The organism is Pseudomonas sp. CFSAN084952, assembly GCF_009648855.1.
In the GTDB taxonomy this organism is placed as follows: Bacteria; Pseudomonadota; Gammaproteobacteria; order Pseudomonadales; family Pseudomonadaceae; genus Aquipseudomonas; species Aquipseudomonas paracarnis.
In genome coordinates, this window is record NZ_CP045767.1 from 5986428 (window position 1) to 6004354 (window position 17927).

Consider the following 17927-nt stretch of genomic DNA (forward strand, 5'->3'; position numbering starts at 1 on the left):
GCGCTGTCAGGCGATTGGCCCGCGCGGGTAGCGTTTAAGCCTCTGCATCAGCTCGGCACCGGGGATCGGGCGGTCGAACAGATAGCCCTGGCCCACGTCGCAACGGTGCCGACGCAGGAACGCCAACTGCTCAGCGGTCTCGATGCCTTCGGCCACGACCTTGAGCTTGAGGTTGTGGGCCATGGCGATCACCGCCGAGGTGATTTCCATGTCGTCCTGGTTATCCGGGATTTCATGGATAAAGCTGCGATCAATCTTAATGATGTCGATGGGGAATTTTTTCAAGTAGCTCAGCGACGAGTAACCGGTACCGAAGTCGTCCATCGCCAGGGTCAGGCCAAAGCTCTTGAGCTGGTCCAGTTGCAGGCGCGTATCTTCGGTGGCTTCCAGCAGCAAGCCTTCGGTCAGCTCCAGCTCCAGCAGGTTGGCCGGCAGCTGTTCCTCCTTGAGGATGGTGGCAATCGAGGCCACCAGGTCCGGGTCGGAGAATTGCTTGGGCGACAGGTTGATGGCCACCTGCAAGTTGCCCAGGCCTGCGGCCGTCAATTGGCGGCTCATGCGGCAGGCCTGGCGCGCGATCCATTTACCGATGGGGATGATCAGCCCGGTTTCTTCAGCCACGCTGATGAACTGGTCGGGGCGGATCATGCCTTTTTCCGGGTGGTTCCAGCGCAACAGTGCTTCCATGCCCAGCAGGCGACCGCTGCGCAGGCATAGCTTGGGCTGGTAGAACACGTCCAGCTCGTTCTGGGTCAGGGCACGGCGCAGATTGTTTTCCACGAACAGCTTGTAGCTGGCCTCGGCATTCAGGGCTTCGGTGAACACCTGCACCTGGTGTTTACCGTTGGCCTTGGCCTTGTGCAGGGCCAGGCCGGCGTTGCGCATCAAGGTCTGTGGGTCGCGACCATGCAGCGGCGCACAGGCCAGGCCCACGGAGCCGGTGACGCTGATCAATTGGTTGTCGACGAACATCGGCTTGTCGAGGGTGGTCAGCAACTGGCTGGCCACCTGCTGGCCGGTCTCAAGGTCGGCGTCGTCCAACAGCACCGCGAATTCGTTGCTGGCAAAACGCGCCAGGCTGCCGCCGCTGCTCAAGCTGTTGCGCAGGCGGCGCGCCAGGCTGATCAGCAACTTGTCGCCGGTCTGGTGGCCGAGGCTGTCGTTGATGCGCTTGAAGTTGTCGATGTCCACCAACAGCAGGCTGATCGGGCTGTCGCTGTCGCGGGCAAAGCGCTCGTCGAGGTTGCGAATGAACGCGGGGCGATTGCCCAGGTTGGTCAGGTTGTCGGTGTAGGCCAGGCGTTCGATGCGCTGCTGCGCCAGCTTGGTCTGGGTGATGTCTTCGTAGATGCCGATGTAGTGGGTCAACTCGCGGTTGTCGCCATACACTTTGGAAATCGACAGCTGGCCCCAGTAGGGTTCCAGGTTCTTGCGGCGGCTCTTGAACTCGCCTTGCCAGCTGTTGCTTTTGGCCAGGGCCGAGGGCGCGTCGAACAGCAATTCGCTGAGGTTCTCCAGGGCTGGCAGTTGGGCCAGGCGATGGCCGTGGACTTCTTCGGCGCTGTACTGGGTGATCGCGGTGAAGCTGGGGTTGACGTACTCCACCACGCCGTCGCAATTGACCAGCAAGAACGCGTTGGCGCTTTGCTCTACCGCGCGCTGGAACAGGTGCAAGGCGCTGGTGGCAGTGCGGCGGTTGTGGTTGTTGATGACCTGGGCGAACTGGTCTGCCAACTCGCCGGCGAACGCGATTTCATCGGACTGCCAGGCGCGCGGGCTGCCACCTTGTTCCAGGCACAGCACGCCGACCACCTGGCCGTCGACACGGATGCTGGCGTCGAGCATCGCGTGGATGTCCTTGGCGCGCAGGCTTTCAGCCATTTCCCGGGTGCGTGGGTCGCGCATGGCGTGGGTGGCGTCGATGGCGCGGCTGGAGTGCAGGGCTTCCAGGTAATCCGGGAAGCCGCTGGCATCGATGGCTTCAGGCAGGTGGTGTTGTTGATCGGCGCGGTGATAGGCGGAGATCGGTACCAAGTGATGGCCTTCGAGGTTCCAGATGCTGGCGCAGTCGATCTGGTAAATGTCGCAGGCGCTGCGCGTGATCAGTTCAGCGGCTTCTTGCAGGGAGTTTGGCGTGGTGTAGCGTTGGCGCGCCAGCAGCAGGATCAGTTCTTGCTGGGCGCGCACTCGCTCCAGATGCTGCAACTGTTCCTGCTGTGCTCGCTGATTGAGCTCCAGGGCAATTTGCAGGCGGCTGTTCTGGTTTTCCAGGTCGACCGTCGGGGCGGGTGCGCTGTTCTCGCTGAACAGCCCCTCGACCACCATCAGGTAGCCGCGCACCAGGTGGCGGTTGTGTTGTTTGTAGGCCTCGCCCATTTCCAGCACGCTCAGCGGGCCGTCATGGGTGTGCAGGGTATAGCGCACCAGATAATGGGGGCTGCGGGCCAGTTGTTGCTGGATCGCATCGTGCAACTGGTAGCGCGCCTGGGGTTCCATCAGGCTGGCGTAGGGCGTGCCGATCAAGGCGCAGAGTTCAACCGCCGGCAGGCCGAACTGGCGTTCGCAATTGGGATCGAGGTAGAGCAGGGCCCAGCTTGCCTCATTAAGCCGCTCGAAACGCAGCATACCGAGGCGCGAAGGCACCGGTAATTGCGTCACTACCTCGGCCGCCATACGGGCGACATCGGGTTGGCTTTTCATGGGGAAACTCGCTTGGGAAAATGCGCACTGCGCTGGGCTCACGCCCTCTTGACTGTCGACTGCGGCAAGGTTGCATCATGCAGGACGCAGTGACAAGAGAGGATGAAGGCTAAGTGCTATAAGCCTGTTATCGGCCGCGCGAGGGATTTCTGTAATTGGGGTGATCGATGGTGCGTTGACGCAGGTAGGGTGCTTGCGTGTGGCGAGCAAGCTTGCTTGCGCTGGGCTGCGCAGCGGCCCCAAAATCTTGGGAGCGCTTCGCACTCCAGCGGGAGCAAGCTCCCTCGCCACAGCAAGCTCGCTCCTACAAAACACAGGCAAAAAAAGCCCCGCCAAGTGGCGGGGTTGAGGTACGAGCGTGGCGCTCGGAAATCGGTGTGGCAAGGACCTTCCCGGTAACAGGAAGGCCATGCGACTTACAGCAGGATGGTGCGGATGTCGTTCAGCAACTGGCTCAGGCGCTGGGTGAAGCGCGCAGCCGCGGCGCCGTTGATCACGCGGTGATCGTAGGACAGCGACAGTGGCAGCATCAGCTTGGGTTGGAACGCTTTACCGTCCCACACAGGCTGGATGGTGGCCTTGGACACACCCAGGATCGCCACTTCCGGCGCGTTGACGATTGGCGTGAAGCCAGTACCGCCAATGTGGCCGAGGCTGGAGATGGTGAAGCAGGCGCCCTGCATGTCGTCCGGGGTGAGCTTCTTGTCGCGGGCCTTGGCAGCCAGCGCAGCCGCTTCGCCAGCGAGCTGCAGCAGGCTCTTCTGGTCGACGTTCTTGATGACCGGTACCAGCAGGCCATCCGGGGTGTCGACCGCAAAGCCGATGTGCACGTACTTCTTGCGAATGATCGCCTTGCCGCTTGGCGCCAGCGAGCTGTTGAAGTCCGGCAGTTCCTTGAGCAGGTGTGCACAGGCCTTGAGCAGCAGTGGCAGTACGGTCAGCTTCACGCCGGCCTTCTCGGCCACGGCTTTCTGCGCAACGCGGAACGCTTCCAGGTCGGTGATATCGGCCTGGTCGAATTGGGTCACGTGCGGGATGTTCAACCAGCTGGCATGCAGGCCTGCCGCGCCGATTTGCATCAGGCGGGTCATCGGCACTTCTTCGGTTTCGCCGAAGCGGCTGAAGTCCACGGTGCGGATCGGCGGAATGCCCGAACCACCGGTAGCGCCGCCGGCAGCCGGAGCTTCCTTGGCTTTTTGCATCATGGTTTTGACGTAAACCTGCACGTCTTCCTTCAGCACACGGCCGTGCGGGCCGCTGGCTGCAACAGCGCTCAGCTCGACGCCGAATTCACGGGCCAACTGACGCACGGCTGGGCCGGCGTGAACCTTGGCACCGCTTGGCGCAGGTGCAGCCGCCGCAGGGGCTGGCGCAGCTTCGGCTTTTGCGGCCGGCGCAGGGGCAGCAGCGGCAGGTGCCGCTTCAGCCTTGGCCGCCGGAGCAGCAGCCGGTGCTGGTGCGGCGGCTGGCGCAGCACCTTGTACTTTGAGCTTGAGGATGAAGTCACCGGTGCCGACTTCGTCTTCCAGCTTGACCGCGATGCTTTCCACTACGCCGGCAGCCGGCGATGGGATCTCCATGGAGGCCTTGTCGGACTCCAGGGTGATCAGCGACTGGTCGGCTTCGACGGTGTCGCCGACCTTGACCAGCAGCTCGATGATCTTGGCCTTGCCCGACGAGCCGATGTCCGGGACGTGAATGTCCTGGACGGTCGCGGCGGCAGGTGCGGCGGCCGGGGCTGGAGCAGCCTCGGCAGCGGCAGGCTTTTCAGCAGCAGGTGCAGGTGCAGCGGCGGCCGGAGCCGCGGCCGCAGGGGCTGCATCAGCAGCGCCTTCGATTTCCAGTTCCAGCAGTTCGTCGCCTTCTTTCAGGCGGTCGCCCAGCTTCACTTTCAGGCTCTTGACCACGCCGGCCTTGGGAGCAGGGATTTCCATGCTCGCTTTGTCCGACTCCAGGGTCAGGATGCTCTGGTCGGCTTCGACGGTGTCGCCGACCTTCACAAACAGCTCGATTACTTCACCTTCACCGCTGCCGATGTCAGGTACGCGAATGAGTTCGCTCACAAAAAATCTCCTCAGCAGTCCAGTGGGTTGCGTTTTTCCGGGTTGATCCCGAACTTGACGATAGCGTCAGCCACCACCTTAGGTTCGATCTCACCACGGTCAGCCAAGGCTTCCAGGGCTGCCAACACCACGAAGTGACGGTCGACTTCGAAGAAGTGACGCAGCTTCTTGCGGCTGTCACTGCGGCCGAAACCATCGGTGCCCAGGACTTTGAATTCCTTGGACGGGACCCACTGGCGAATTTGTTCAGCAAACAGTTTCATGTAGTCGGTAGAGGCAATGACTGGACCCTTACGGCCGGCCAGGCACTCTTCGACGTAGCTCTTGGCTGGCTTCTGGCCAGGGTGCAGACGGTTGCTGCGCTCCACGGCCAGGCCGTCGCGGCGCAGTTCGTTGAAGCTGGTGACGCTCCATACGTCGGCACCGACGTTGAACTCGTCGCGCAGGATCTTCGCCGCTTCACGCACTTCACGCAGGATGGTGCCGGAGCCCATCAGCTGTACGTGGTGGGCCGCTTCCTTGGTGTCTTCTTCGAGCAGGTACATGCCCTTGATGATGCCTTCTTCCACACCGGCCGGCATGGCTGGCTGCTGGTAGGACTCGTTCATCACGGTGATGTAGTAGAAAACGTCCTGCTGCTCTTCGGTCATCTTCTTCATGCCGTCCTGGATGATCACCGCCAGCTCATAGCCGTAGGTTGGATCAAAGGTGCGGCAGTTCGGGATGGTGGCAGCCAGGATGTGGCTGTGACCGTCTTCGTGTTGCAGGCCTTCGCCGTTCAGCGTGGTGCGGCCGGCGGTACCGCCGATCAGGAAGCCACGGGTACGGCTGTCGCCTGCTGCCCAGGCCAGGTCGCCGATACGCTGGAAGCCGAACATCGAGTAGAAGATGTAGAACGGCAGCATTGGCTGGTTGTGGCTGGAGTACGAAGTACCGGCAGCGATGAAGGAGCTCATGGCGCCCGCTTCGTTGATGCCTTCTTCGAGGATCTGGCCCTTCTTGTCTTCCTTGTAGAACATCACCTGGTCTTTATCGACTGGCTCGTAGAGCTGGCCGACGGAGGAGTAGATGCCCAACTGACGGAACATGCCTTCCATACCGAAGGTACGGGCTTCGTCCGGGATGATCGGGACGATGCGCGGGCCGATGTCCTTGTCCTTGACCAATTGCGCGAGGATACGCACGAAGGCCATGGTGGTGGAGATTTCACGGTCGCCCGAGCCGTCAAGGATAGCCTTGAGGGTGCTCAGGTCTGGCGTCGGCACGCTGAAGCTGTTGGCGCGGCGCTGTGGCACGAAACCGCCCAGTGCAGTGCGGCGCTCGCTCAGGTAGCGGGCTTCGGCGCTGTTTGGCTCCGGCTTGAAGAACGGCAGGTTCTCCAGCTCTTCGTCCTTGACCGGGATGTCGAAGCGGTCGCGGAACAACTTCAGGCTGTCGACATCGACTTTCTTGGTGTTGTGCGCGGTGTTCTTCGCTTCGCCGGCACCAGTGCCATAACCCTTGATGGTCTTGGCCAGGATGACGGTGGGTTGTTCTTTGTGGTTGACCGCTTCGTGGTACGCCGCGTAGACCTTGTACGGGTCGTGGCCGCCACGGTTGAGCTTCCAGATCTCGTCGTCGGACAGGTCGGCAACCATCGCCTTGAGTTCAGGCGTGTTGAAGAAGTGCTCGCGAACGAACGCGCCGTCTTTGGCTTTGTAGTTCTGGTACTCGCCGTCGATGACTTCGTCCATGCGACGCTGCAGGATACCGTCGACGTCCTTGGCCAGCAGTGGGTCCCAGAAGCGGCCCCAGATGACTTTGGTCACGTTCCACTGAGCACCGCGGAACACGCCTTCGAGTTCCTGGATGATCTTGCCATTGCCGCGAACCGGGCCGTCGAGGCGCTGCAGGTTGCAGTTGATGACGAAGATCAGGTTGTCGAGCTTCTCGCGGCCGGCCAGGGAAATGGCACCCAGGGATTCCGGCTCGTCGCACTCGCCGTCGCCGAGGAAGCACCAGACTTTCTGCTTGCCTTCGGGGATGAAACCACGGGCTTCCAGGTACTTCATGAAGCGTGCCTGGTAGATTGCCTGGATCGGGCCCAGACCCATGGAAACGGTCGGGAATTGCCAGAAATCAGGCATCAGCCAAGGGTGCGGGTAGGACGACAGGCCCTGACCGTCGACTTCCTGGCGGAAGTTGTTCATTTGTTCTTCGCTGATGCGACCTTCCATGAACGCACGGGCGTAGACGCCTGGCGAGGTGTGGCCCTGGAAGTAGATCAGGTCGCCGCCGTGTTCGTCGGTCGGGGCCTGGAAGAAGTAGTTGAAGCCGATGTCATACAGGGTTGCGCTGGAAGCGAAGCTGGAGATGTGACCGCCCAGGTCCGAATCTTTCAAGTTCGTGCGCATTACCATCGCCATGGCGTTCCAACGTACCAGCGAGCGAATGCGGCGTTCCATGAACAGGTCGCCAGGCATGCGTGCTTCGTGGGTAACGGGGATGGTGTTGCGGTATGGCGTAGTGATGGCGTAAGGCAGTTGCGAGCCGCTGCGGGTCGCGAGTTCGCCCATACGGGTCATCAGGTAGTGAGCACGGTCTTCGCCTTCTTTGTCGAGAACCGATTCCAGGGCGTCCAGCCATTCCTGGGTTTCGACGGGATCGAGGTCTTGCATGGCTTGCTCCAGGGCGGAAAGGCTACCAGAATCGGTTGCCTGAAGTTTGCGACTGGCCTTGTGGGCAGACGACATAAATTCTTGGATGGCCGAAGGTTGCTTCGGCGTCCTGTAGTTTTACTACAAATCGTCGGCCATTTCAGCCTTTCGAATGTATATACGAGTAGTAAAACTACACAAGACTGAGCGTATGGCTCGGTCTTGCTGGTGAGCATAATCGTTATTGTTGGTCTATTGCGAACAAGAAAAGGTGAAACTTTGATGTTGCCTGCCAAGATTAATTTAATTTCAGCTATTTCTAACCTTTGTTCGACAGTCCTTCACCGAGCATGGCTCTTGCCTTCACAACTACACGCCATTTACACGCCGATCAAGGATAGACCATGAGCCTTCCAACGCTGGCCGAACTGCCGGCCATTCTGTTGCCTTACGCCAACCGGGCCGAACAGTCATTTCGTGACGCGGTGGCCGCGCTGGATGACGATCATGGCCTTTCTGCGTGGACGCCGCAACGGTGGGCCGACTTCGCCCGCGTGTGCGCCGCCAGTGATTTCGTCATTGAACAGAGTGTTCGTGACCCTTTGATGTTGCTGGAGCTGGTGGCCTGGGGCGAGCTGGACCGCGGCTTTGCGCCCGGCGAGCTGTGCAGCCAGATAGCCGGTGCCGTGCAACAGGCCGAAACAGAAGATGAACTGGGCCGTGCGCTACGCCGCCAACGCACGCGCCAGCAGGTGCGCATCATCTGGCGCGACCTCACACGCCAGGCCGACCTGGTGCAAACCTGTCGCGATCTGTCCGACATGGCCGACGCCTGCATCGACCAGTCCTATCAATGGCTGTACCAACGCCACTGCGCCCAGTTCGGCACGCCGACCGGCGCACGCAGTGGCGAGGCGCAGCACATGGTCATCCTCGGCATGGGCAAGCTCGGTGCGGTGGAGCTGAACCTGTCGTCGGATATCGACCTGATCTTCGCCTACCCCGAAGGCGGCGAGACGGTGGGCGTGAAGCGCGCCCTGGATAATCAGGAATTCTTTATTCGCCTGGGTCAAAAACTGATCAAGGCCCTGGACCCGATGACCGTCGACGGTTTTGTCTTCCGCGTCGACATGCGCCTGCGTCCCTACGGTTCGGCCGGCGCCCTGGTGCTCAGCTTCAACGCGCTGGAGCAGTACTACCAGGACCAGGGCCGGGACTGGGAGCGCTACGCCATGATCAAGGCGCGGGTGGTAGCCGGCGACCAGGCGGCTGGCGCGCAACTGCTCGACATGCTGCGCCCGTTTGTCTATCGCCGTTATCTGGACTTCTCGGCCATCGAAGCGCTGCGCACCATGAAGCAACTGATCCAGCAGGAAGTGCGGCGCAAGGGCATGGCCGACAATATCAAGCTGGGCGCGGGCGGCATTCGTGAGGTGGAATTTATCGCCCAGGCATTCCAGCTGATCCATGGCGGCCGCGACCTCAGCCTGCAGCAACGCCCGCTGTTGAACGTGCTGGGCACGCTGGAAGGCCAGGGTTATTTGCCCGCGGCGGTGATCAGCGAGCTGCGCAGCGGTTACGAGTTCCTGCGCTACACCGAACATGCGATCCAGGCGATTGCCGACCGCCAGACGCAAATGCTGCCGGACGGCCCCGAAGACCAGGCACGCATTGCCTTTATGCTGGGCTTTAGTGACTGGGCCGCGTTCCATGAGCGCCTGATGTACTGGCGTGGCCGTGTGGACTGGCACTTTCGCCAAGTGATTGCCGACCCTGATGAAGAAGAGGGCGAAGAAAGCGAATTGGTGGTCGGCGGTGAATGGTTGCCACTGTGGGAGGAATCCCAGGATGACGATGCCGCGTGCCGCCAACTGAGTGAAGGCGGTTTCGCCGATGCCCCCAAGGCCCTCAAGGCCTTGGCCAGCCTGCGCGCCAGCCCGCAGTTGCGCGCCATGCAGCGCCTGGGGCGTGAGCGCCTGGATGCGTTCATCCCACGCCTGCTGGCCCAGGCCGTTGAACATGCCAACCCAGACCTGGTGCTGGAGCGCGTGTTGCCGCTGGTGGAAGCCGTGGCCCGGCGTTCGGCCTACCTGGTGTTGCTGACCGAGAACCCCGACGCCCTGCGTCGCCTGCTGACATTGTGCGCAGCCAGCCCGTGGATCGCCGAACAGATCACCCGTTTCCCGCTGTTGCTCGATGAATTGCTCAACGAAGGCCGCTTGTTCAAGCCGCCGCTGGCGCCGGAACTGGCCGCTGAGTTGCGCGAGCGCCTCACGCGCATTCCCGAAGATGACCTTGAGCAGCAGATGGAAGCCTTGCGCCATTTCAAACTGGCGCACCGCCTGCGGGTGGCCGCTTCCGAAATCGCCGGCAGCCTGCCGTTGATGAAAGTCAGCGACTACCTCACCTGGCTGGCCGAAGCCATTCTTGAACAAGTGCTGGCCCTGGCCTGGCGCCAGACGGTCGCCCGCCACGGCTCGCCGCAGCGCCTGGACGGCACCCTGTGCGATCCTGGGTTCATCATTGTCGGTTATGGGAAAGTCGGCGGCATCGAACTGGGGCATGGTTCGGACCTGGACCTGGTGTTTATCCATGACGGCGACCCCCAGGCCGAGACGGACGGTGCCAAGCCGATCGATGGCGCACAATTCTTTACACGCCTGGGCCAGCGCATCATTCACCTGCTGACCACCCAGACCAACTCTGGCCAGCTGTATGAAGTGGACATGCGCCTGCGACCTTCCGGCGCATCCGGCTTGTTGGTGAGTTCCCTGGGGGCGTTTGATCGCTATCAACAAAATGAAGCCTGGACCTGGGAACATCAGGCCCTGATCCGTGCGCGGGTACTGGTGGGCAGCCAGGATGTGGGCCAGGCGTTCGAGCAGGTACGGGCTAACGTGTTGGGGCGTGAGCGGGACTTGGAGAAGCTGCGCCAGGAGGTCAGCGAGATGCGTGCCAAGATGCGTGACAACCTGGGCACCAAGGCCACGACTGCCGGCAGGGGCGCCAATGCCTTCGAGGCCACGGCGCTGTTCGACCTCAAGCAGGACGCCGGAGGTATCGTCGATATTGAATTTATGGTGCAATACGCGGCTTTGGCGTGGTCTGCGCAACATCCATCGTTGCTGCGCTACACCGACAATATCCGCATTTTGGAGGGCCTGGAGCAGGTCGGGCTGATGCCCGCCGCCGATGCCCATTTGCTGCGTGAAGTGTACAAGGCTTATCGCTCAGCCGCGCACCGCCAGGCTTTGCAGAACGAGGCCGGTACGGTAGCCGGGGACCAGTTCGCCGACGAGCGGCGACAGGTGATGCGAATCTGGCAGGCGCTGGGCTTAAATTGAAACTCGACTGATTGGCGACGCCAATTTTCATATGGGATGCGGATTAAGGTGGGAGCCGGGCTTGCCCGCGATGCAGGCGCCTCGGTTTATCAGTGATGCCGAGGTGATGCGATCGCAGGCAAGCCAGCTCCCACATAAAGATGCTCCCTGGCGCACCGCGATCTACAGTTATTATCGAGGCGGGGAGGCATAGGCCTCCCCGCATCGTTTGTGGAAACTACATGAATATTCTGATCGTTGGGCCCAGTTGGGTCGGTGACATGGTGATGGCACAGACACTGTTTCAGTGCCTGCGCCTGCGCTATCCAGACTGCCAGATCGACGTGCTCGCCCCTGAGTGGAGCCGGCCGATCCTCGAGCGCATGCCAGAGGTGCGTAAGGCCTTGAGCTTCCCGCTCGGCCACGGCGCCCTTGAGTTGGCGACCCGCCGACGTATCGGCAAGTCCATGGCGGGCCAGTACGACCAGGCGATCCTGCTGCCTAACTCGCTGAAGTCGGCGCTGGTGCCGTACTTTGCCGGTATCCCCAAGCGCACCGGCTGGCGCGGCGAGTTTCGCTATGTGCTGCTCAACGACGTGCGCACCCTGGATAAAGCCCGTTACCCGTTGATGATCGAACGCTTTATGGCTTTGGCCTACGAGCCGGGCACTGAACTGCCCAAGCCGTACCCGCGCCCCAGCTTGCAGATCGACCCGGTGACCCGCGACGCGGCGCTGGCCAAGTTCGGCCTGACCCTGGATCGGCCCGTATTGGCCTTGTGCCCGGGCGCCGAATTTGGCGAGTCCAAGCGTTGGCCGTCGGAGCATTACGCCAAAGTCGCCGAAACCAAGATCCGCGAAGGCTGGCAGGTGTGGTTGTTCGGCTCCAAGAACGATCATTCGGTGGGTGAAGACATTCGTCAGCGCTTGATCCCCGGCCTGCGTGAAGAGGCGGTGAACCTCAGTGGCGACACGTCCCTGGCCGAGGCCATCGACCTGTTGTCGTGCGCCGACTCGGTGGTGTCCAACGACTCCGGCCTGATGCATGTGGCGGCGGCGCTGAACCGTCCGCTGGTGGCCGTGTACGGCTCCACATCCCCAGGCTTCACTCCGCCGTTAGCCGACAAGGTCGAAGTGGTGCGCCTGGGCCTGGATTGCAGCCCGTGCTTTGACCGTACTTGCCGCTTCGGCCACTACAACTGCCTGCGCCAGTTGCTGCCCCAGCCGGTAACCGATGCCCTGCAGCGTTTGCAGGGCGACGTGGTCGAGGTTCATTGAGTTGCGGGTTCTGGTAATCAAGACCTCATCCCTGGGCGACGTGATCCATGCCTTGCCGGCCCTCACCGACGCAGCGCGGGCGATTCCCGGCATTCGGTTCGACTGGGTGGTGGAAGAAGGCTTTGCCGAAATCCCCACCTGGCACCCGGCGGTCGACAAGGTGATTCCGGTGGCGATTCGCCGCTGGCGCAAGAACCTCTGGCAAACCGTCAAGAGCGGTGAATGGCGGCGCTTCAAGCAGGCGGTGCAGTCGACCAAATATGACCTGGTGATCGACGCCCAGGGCTTGCTCAAAAGCGCCTGGCTGACGCGCTATGTGCGGGCGCCCATCGCTGGCTTCGACAAAGACTCTGCGCGTGAACCCCTGGCTGCGCGCTTTTATTCCCGGCGCCTGGCCGTGGCCCGTGGGCAGCATGCGGTGGAGCGCTTGCGCCAGCTGTTTGCCGTGGCCCTGGGCTACGACCTGCCCCAACGCCTGGGCGACTACGGCCTGAGCGTTGAAAAGCTGCTCGGCCTGCCGCCGAAAAAACCGTTCGTATTGCTGTTGCATGGCACCACTTGGGACACCAAGCACTGGCCCGAAGCCTATTGGCGCGAGCTGGCCGAACGCATGGGCCGCCTGGGCGTGGACGTAAAGCTGCCGTGGGGCAACGCCGCCGAAAAGGCGCGGGCCGAACGCCTGGCCCTCGGCCTGCCCAACACCGAAGTGTTGCCCAAGCTCAACCTGGCGGGCGTTGCCCGTGTCTTGGCGAGCGCCCGTGCCTGCGTGGCCGTCGACACCGGCCTTGGCCACTTGGCGGCGGCATTGGACGTGCCGACCATTTCCCTGTTTGGCCCCACCAACCCAGGCCTTACCGGTGCCTACGGCAAAGGCCAGATTCACTTGGCCAGCGACTGGCCGTGCGCGCCTTGCCTGCAAAAACAGTGCACTTATCAACCCACTGCCGACGACCTGCGGCGGTTCGACATCGCCCGCGAGTCGCCCCTGTGCTTCACGCGCTTGAACCCTGAGCGTGTTGCAAGCCGGCTGAGCACGTTGTTACTGGCCGAGGAGCAGCACTGATGCAACTGGCTTTTGTTCTGTACAAGTACTTCCCTTTCGGTGGCCTGCAGCGCGACTTCATGCGCATCGCCCTGGAATGCCAGCAGCGCGGCCACAGCATTCGGGTGTACACCCTGATCTGGGAAGGTGATATCCCGCCAGGCTTTGAGGTGCTGGTGGCGCCGGTCAAGGCCTTGGTCAACCACCGTCGCAACGAAAAGCTCTACGCCTGGATCCAGGCCGACCTGGCCAAGCGCCCAGTGGACCGCGTGGTGGGCTTCAACAAGATGCCGGGGCTGGATCTGTACTTTGCCGCCGACGGTGTGTTCGAGGACAAGGCCCAGACCCTGCGCAACCCGATGTATCGCTGGTTCGGGCGCTACAAGCACTTTGCCGAATACGAGCGCGCCGTGTTCGATAAAAACGCCAAGACGCAGATCATGGTGTTGTCTGAGCATCAGCAGCAGCTGTTTACCCAGTATTACGGCACCCAGGCCGAGCGTTTTCACCTGTTGCCACCGGGTATTGCCCGCGACCGCCGCGCCCCGCCGAACGCCGCCGAAATCCGCGCCGAGTTCCGCGCTGAATTTGGCTTGGCCGAGGATGATCTGCTGTTGGTGCAGATCGGTTCGGGGTTCAAGACCAAGGGCGTCGACCGCAGCCTCAAGGCGCTGGCCGCTCTGCCTTCGCGGCTGAAGAAACGCACCCGGCTATTTGTAATCGGCCAGGACGACCCCAAAGTATTCCAATTGCAGAGCGCGGCGCTGGGCCTGGGCGACCAGGTGCAGTTCTTCAAGGGCCGCAATGATATTCCGCGTTTCCTGCTGGGGGCGGACCTGTTGATTCACCCTGCGTACAACGAGGCGGCCGGCATGGTGCTGGTCGAAGCGGTGGTCGCCGGCCTCCCTGTACTGGTGAGCCAGGTGTGCGGCTATGCGTTCTACATCGACAAGGCCCAGAGCGGCCGGGTGTTGGACGAGCCGTTCGAGCAAACCCAGCTCAACCAGTATTTGGTCGATATGCTCGACGACCCACAAGCGCGTGCGACCTGGAGTCGCAATGGTCTGGCCTTCGCCGAGACGGCCGACCTCTTTAGCATGCCGCAGTACGCTGCGGACCTGATTCTGGCGGAGCCAAACCGATGAAGTTGATTCTAGCCGAACCCTTCAAGACCCTCTGGGCCGGACGCGATGCGTTCGCCGAGGTCGAGAAGCTGGAAGGCCAGGTGTTCCGCGAGCTGGCCGCTCGCCGTACGTTGCGTACGGTGGTCGAGGGCCAGCCTTATTTTGTGAAGATCCACCGTGGAATCGGCTGGGGCGAAATCCTCAAGAACCTGGTCACCGCCAAATTACCGGTGTTGGGCGCGGGCCAGGAGTGGGTGGCGATCCAGCGCTTGCAGGCGCTTGGCGTACCGACCATGACCGCCGTGGCGTTCGGTGAAAAAGGCAGCAACCCGGCCGACCAGCATTCGTTCATCATCACCCAGGAACTGACCCCCATCATCAGCCTGGAAGACCTGACCCTGGACTGGGTCAAGCAACCGCCCGTGCCGGCCATCAAGCATGCCTTGACCCTTGAGCTGGCGCGTACCGTGGGCGCGATGCACCGCGGCGGCGTCAACCACCGTGACTGCTACCTGTGCCATTTCCTGCTGCACACCGACCGGCCTATCAGCGTCGACAACCTCAAGCTGTCGGTGATCGACCTGCACCGTGCCCAGGTACGTGCGACGATCCCCGTGCGTTGGCGCAACAAAGACCTGGCCGGCCTGTATTACTCCGCGTTGGAGATCGGCTTGACCCAGCGCGACAAGCTGCGTTTTCTCAAGGCCTACTTCCAGCAGCCGCTGCGCCAGATCCTGGCAGAGCAAACCGCGCTGTTGTCTGCGCTGGAACGCATGGCAGCAAAGCTGTATGCGCGTAAACAGCGATACGGGGATGCGATCTGATGGCGGGTTGGAATCTGGAACCTGCCTACGCCGCCCTGGCGGATGACTTTGGAAGCCTGGACGCGGTGTTCGCCCTGCAAGGCGAGCGGCTGACCCGCGACCCGTTGTCGGAAGTGATCCGGGTGGAGCGTGGCGGGGTCAATTATTACGTCAAGCGCTACGTAGGTGCCGGCAAGGGCCTGCGTCGTTACCTGGGCAGGCCGCGGGTGAAGTCCGAATGGCAGAACCTCAAGCGCTTCGCCAAGTGGGGCATCCCTACCGCCGACGTGGTGGCCTGGGGCCTGGACCGCAAGGGCCTGGCCTATAACCGTGGCGCCATGATCACCCGCGAACTGCCCAAGACCGAAGATCTGTCGGTGCTGGCCGAGCGTCACGATGAGCGCCTCAAAGACCCCAGGTGGGTCGATGGCATCAGCCGCCAGCTCGCCGAATACACGCGCACCATGCACGATCACCGCTTCACCCATAACGACTTGAAGTGGCGCAATCTGCTGGTGGACGACCAGCGCACCCTGTACCTGATCGACTGCCCCAACGGTGATTTCTGGCGCGGTTTCTGGCTCAAGTACCGCATCACCAAAGACCTGGCCTGCCTGGACAAAGTCGCCAAGTATCACTTGTCGGCCACCCAGCGCCTGCGCTTCTACCTGCAATATCGTCAGCGCGCGCACCTGACCGCGTCGGACAAACAGCGAATTCGCCATGTGGTGAAGTTTTTCGAGGGACGCGAATGAGTGACTTCCTGGCGGCCGAAGACCGCGCTCTGCTTGAGCGCAACGGCCTGGCGACCTTCGACGCGCTGTGGGCCAAGCAACTGGATGCAGTGGACGAGCCGAACACCAGCGGCGACGGTTGGAGCAGTGTGTATCGCCTGGAGCTTGAGGGGCAGGGTTACTACCTCAAGCGCCAGAGCAACTACCTCACGCGCACCTTGCACCGCCCGTTCGGCGAGCCGAGTTTTGCCCGCGAGTTTCGCAACATCAGCCTGTATCGAAAGCTCGGTATACCGGCCCTGCAAGCGGCGTTCTTCGGTGAACGCAAGGTCAAGGGCGAGCGCCGGGCGATGCTGCTCACCCGTGCGCTGGATGGCTGGAATGACCTGGACTCGTTGCTGGAGCAGTGGTCGCAATTGAGCGCAGCCCAGCACAGTGCGATCCTGTTGGCGTGCGGCAAGCTGGCGCGTCATCTGCACAGCGTCGGGCAAGTGCATGGCTGTTTTTACCCCAAGCATATTTTCCTGCAGCCTGCCGGTGAGGGTTATGCCGCGCAGTTGATCGACCTGGAGAAAACCCGCCCGCTGCTGTTTGGCTGGCGTGACCGGGTCAAGGACCTGGAACCGCTGCTGCGCCGCGCGCCGCAATGGTCGGACGCGCAGGTGCGCCAATTGCTGGCGGCGTACCTTGAGCAGCCCGAGGACAGTGCCCTGGTGTCCACTTGGCACCAGCGCCTGACCGCGCGCCGCAGCCATAAGGAGAACCGCTGATGCGTTTATCCGAGCTGAAAACGGCTGGGCGTACCCCCGGCCTGCCACTGACCCTCGACCTGGCGGATGCCGCCGGCCCTGGGCAATTGCAATTGCTGAGCCTTTTGCGGGTGTTGCCGGGGCAGCGCTATGTGGGCGCCGCCGTGTGGCGGGGTCGCCCGGTGTTGGCCAAGTTGTTGGTGGGCAACAAGGCGGCGCGGCATTTTCAGCGTGAGCTTACGGGGGTGCGCCTGTTGGCTGAGCAGGGCCTGACCACGCCGTTGCTGCTGGCCGATGGCTTGCAGGACGGCGAGGGCGGTTGGCTGCTGTTTGAATTTATCGAGGGGGCCCAAAGCCTGTCCGACGCTTGGCTCGCCGTCGAAAACCTGCCGCCGTTGGCGGACGAACAAACCGCTGTGCTCGCCGAAGCGCTGGGCGCGATTGCCCAGATGCATGCCAAGGGCCTGTGGCAAGAAGACCTGCACCTGGACAACCTGCTGCGCAAGGATGGCAAGCTGTATTTGATCGATGGCGCCGGTATTCGTGTCGAAGAGGCGGGCAAGCCGTTGTCGCGCAATCGAGTGCTGGAGAACCTCGGTGTGTTCTTCGCCCAACTGCCCAAGAACCTCGAGCCCTTTACCGAAGAGTTGCTGGTGTATTACTTGCTGGCCAACGGCGAACACGCCTTGCCAATGCAAGCCTTGGAAAAGCAGGTGCGTAAAGTCAGCGCCTGGCGTTTGAGAGACTACCTGGACAAGACCGGCCGCGAATGCACGCTGTTCAGCGTGGTGCGCGGCGCTTTTGGCTTGCGTGCGATCCGCCGCGAAGAAGAAGCCGCCATGGTGCCGGTGCTGGAGCAGGCCGATGCGTTGCTCGACCAGGGGCACCTGTACAAGACCGGTGGCGCGGCGAGCGTGGCCAAGGTCGACGTGGCTGGCCGGCCGCTGGTGATCAAACGCTACAACATCAAGGGCTTTGCCCATTGGCTCAAGCGCTTCTGGCGCCCGAGCCGCGCCTGGCACTCCTGGCGCGAAGGCAACCGCCTGGCCTTCCTGGGCTTCGCCACGCCCAAGCCGCTGGCGGTGCTGGAGAAACGGTTCCTGTGGTTGCGCAGCCGTGCCTACCTGGTCACCGAATACCTGCCTGGGCCAGACATCATCGAGCGCTTTGCGCCGTATGTTGAAAGCGGCGATGCGCCCGAGAGCGAATTGCAGGCGCTGGACCAGTTGTTTGCCGAGCTGATCCGCGAGCGCATCAGCCATGGGGATTTCAAGGGCCATAACCTGTTCTGGAGCGACGGGCGCTGGGCGATGATTGACCTGGATGCGATGTGCCAGCACGGTTCGCTGTCCAGCTTCGCCCCTGCGTATGCCAAAGACCGTGCGCGATTTATGCGTAACTGGTCGCAGGGCAGTGCGCTGTACCAGGTGATTGACCAGCGCTTGCCCAAAGAGGCGGGTGTCGGCAGTTAAATCT

Annotated in this window: 11 protein-coding genes; 8 read left to right on the plus strand and 3 right to left on the minus strand. The window is 62.2% G+C overall.

What is annotated here, in order from left to right; translation table 11 throughout:
• Positions 1–6: 6 nt before the first annotated feature.
• The 3 genes from GH769_RS27285 to aceE form a co-directional block, all read right to left on the minus strand.
• Positions 7–2700 carry a bifunctional diguanylate cyclase/phosphodiesterase gene (locus GH769_RS27285; RefSeq protein WP_032904067.1) on the minus strand — a complete coding sequence of 898 codons (2694 nt, stop codon included), beginning with the start codon at positions 2698–2700 and terminating at the stop codon, positions 7–9.
• A 416-nt stretch (positions 2701–3116) separates the two neighbouring features.
• Positions 3117–4763 carry a dihydrolipoyllysine-residue acetyltransferase gene (gene aceF / locus GH769_RS27290; RefSeq protein WP_014716622.1) on the minus strand — a complete coding sequence of 549 codons (1647 nt, stop codon included), beginning with the start codon at positions 4761–4763 and terminating at the stop codon, positions 3117–3119.
• Between the two features lie 11 nt (positions 4764–4774).
• Positions 4775–7420, minus strand: a complete 2646-nt coding sequence (gene aceE, locus GH769_RS27295) for a pyruvate dehydrogenase (acetyl-transferring), homodimeric type (protein ID WP_014716623.1) — start codon at positions 7418–7420, stop codon at positions 4775–4777.
• Between the two features lie 383 nt (positions 7421–7803).
• On the opposite strand from aceE, the gene glnE reads away from it, so the two are divergent.
• The 8 genes from glnE to GH769_RS27335 all read left to right on the plus strand — a co-directional run bounded on the left by glnE (position 7804) and on the right by GH769_RS27335 (position 17923).
• A complete protein-coding gene (gene glnE, locus GH769_RS27300) occupies positions 7804–10743 on the plus strand; it encodes a bifunctional [glutamate--ammonia ligase]-adenylyl-L-tyrosine phosphorylase/[glutamate--ammonia-ligase] adenylyltransferase (protein WP_032904065.1) in 2940 nt (979 codons plus the stop codon).
• Between the two features lie 221 nt (positions 10744–10964).
• Positions 10965–11999 (plus strand): lipopolysaccharide heptosyltransferase II, encoded by a 1035-nt coding sequence (gene waaF / locus GH769_RS27305; RefSeq protein WP_019818313.1) that lies wholly within the window; start codon positions 10965–10967, stop codon positions 11997–11999.
• A 1-nt stretch (position 12000) separates the two neighbouring features.
• Positions 12001–13062: a lipopolysaccharide heptosyltransferase I gene (waaC, locus tag GH769_RS27310; protein WP_014716626.1), complete on the plus strand. Its 1062-nt coding sequence runs from the start codon at positions 12001–12003 to the stop codon at positions 13060–13062.
• Positions 13062–14186, plus strand: coding sequence for a glycosyltransferase family 4 protein (locus GH769_RS27315; RefSeq protein WP_014716627.1), 1125 nt, complete (start codon positions 13062–13064; stop codon positions 14184–14186). The genes waaC and GH769_RS27315 overlap by 1 nt, the downstream gene beginning before the upstream one ends.
• Positions 14183–14989 (plus strand): lipopolysaccharide core heptose(I) kinase RfaP, encoded by an 807-nt coding sequence (gene rfaP, locus GH769_RS27320; protein WP_014716628.1) that lies wholly within the window; start codon positions 14183–14185, stop codon positions 14987–14989. Before GH769_RS27315 ends, rfaP begins: the two co-directional genes overlap by 4 nt.
• A complete protein-coding gene (locus GH769_RS27325; protein ID WP_003187993.1) occupies positions 14989–15723 on the plus strand; it encodes a lipopolysaccharide kinase InaA family protein in 735 nt (244 codons plus the stop codon). Before rfaP ends, GH769_RS27325 begins: the two co-directional genes overlap by 1 nt.
• Positions 15720–16472, plus strand: coding sequence for a lipopolysaccharide kinase InaA family protein (locus GH769_RS27330; protein WP_032904063.1), 753 nt, complete (start codon positions 15720–15722; stop codon positions 16470–16472). The genes GH769_RS27325 and GH769_RS27330 overlap by 4 nt, the downstream gene beginning before the upstream one ends.
• Positions 16472–17923: a lipopolysaccharide kinase InaA family protein gene (locus GH769_RS27335; protein WP_032904062.1), complete on the plus strand. Its 1452-nt coding sequence runs from the start codon at positions 16472–16474 to the stop codon at positions 17921–17923. Before GH769_RS27330 ends, GH769_RS27335 begins: the two co-directional genes overlap by 1 nt.
• The last annotated feature ends 4 nt before the right edge of the window (positions 17924–17927 follow it).

What these genes read in the sequence shown, in the direction of transcription:
- waaF (WP_019818313.1), top strand. Translation starts at nt 10,965, where the DNA reads ATGAATATTCTGATCGTTGGGCCCAGTTGGGTCGGTGACATGGTGATG.
- glnE (WP_032904065.1), top strand. Translation starts at nt 7,804, where the DNA reads ATGAGCCTTCCAACGCTGGCCGAACTGCCGGCCATTCTGTTGCCTTAC.
- GH769_RS27330 (WP_032904063.1), top strand. Translation starts at nt 15,720, where the DNA reads ATGAGTGACTTCCTGGCGGCCGAAGACCGCGCTCTGCTTGAGCGCAAC.
- GH769_RS27335 (WP_032904062.1), top strand. Translation starts at nt 16,472, where the DNA reads ATGCGTTTATCCGAGCTGAAAACGGCTGGGCGTACCCCCGGCCTGCCA.
- rfaP (WP_014716628.1), top strand. Translation starts at nt 14,183, where the DNA reads ATGAAGTTGATTCTAGCCGAACCCTTCAAGACCCTCTGGGCCGGACGC.
- GH769_RS27285 (WP_032904067.1), bottom strand. Translation starts at nt 2,700, where the DNA reads ATGAAAAGCCAACCCGATGTCGCCCGTATGGCGGCCGAGGTAGTGACG.
- GH769_RS27325 (WP_003187993.1), top strand. Translation starts at nt 14,989, where the DNA reads ATGGCGGGTTGGAATCTGGAACCTGCCTACGCCGCCCTGGCGGATGAC.
- aceE (WP_014716623.1), bottom strand. Translation starts at nt 7,420, where the DNA reads ATGCAAGACCTCGATCCCGTCGAAACCCAGGAATGGCTGGACGCCCTG.
- GH769_RS27315 (WP_014716627.1), top strand. Translation starts at nt 13,062, where the DNA reads ATGCAACTGGCTTTTGTTCTGTACAAGTACTTCCCTTTCGGTGGCCTG.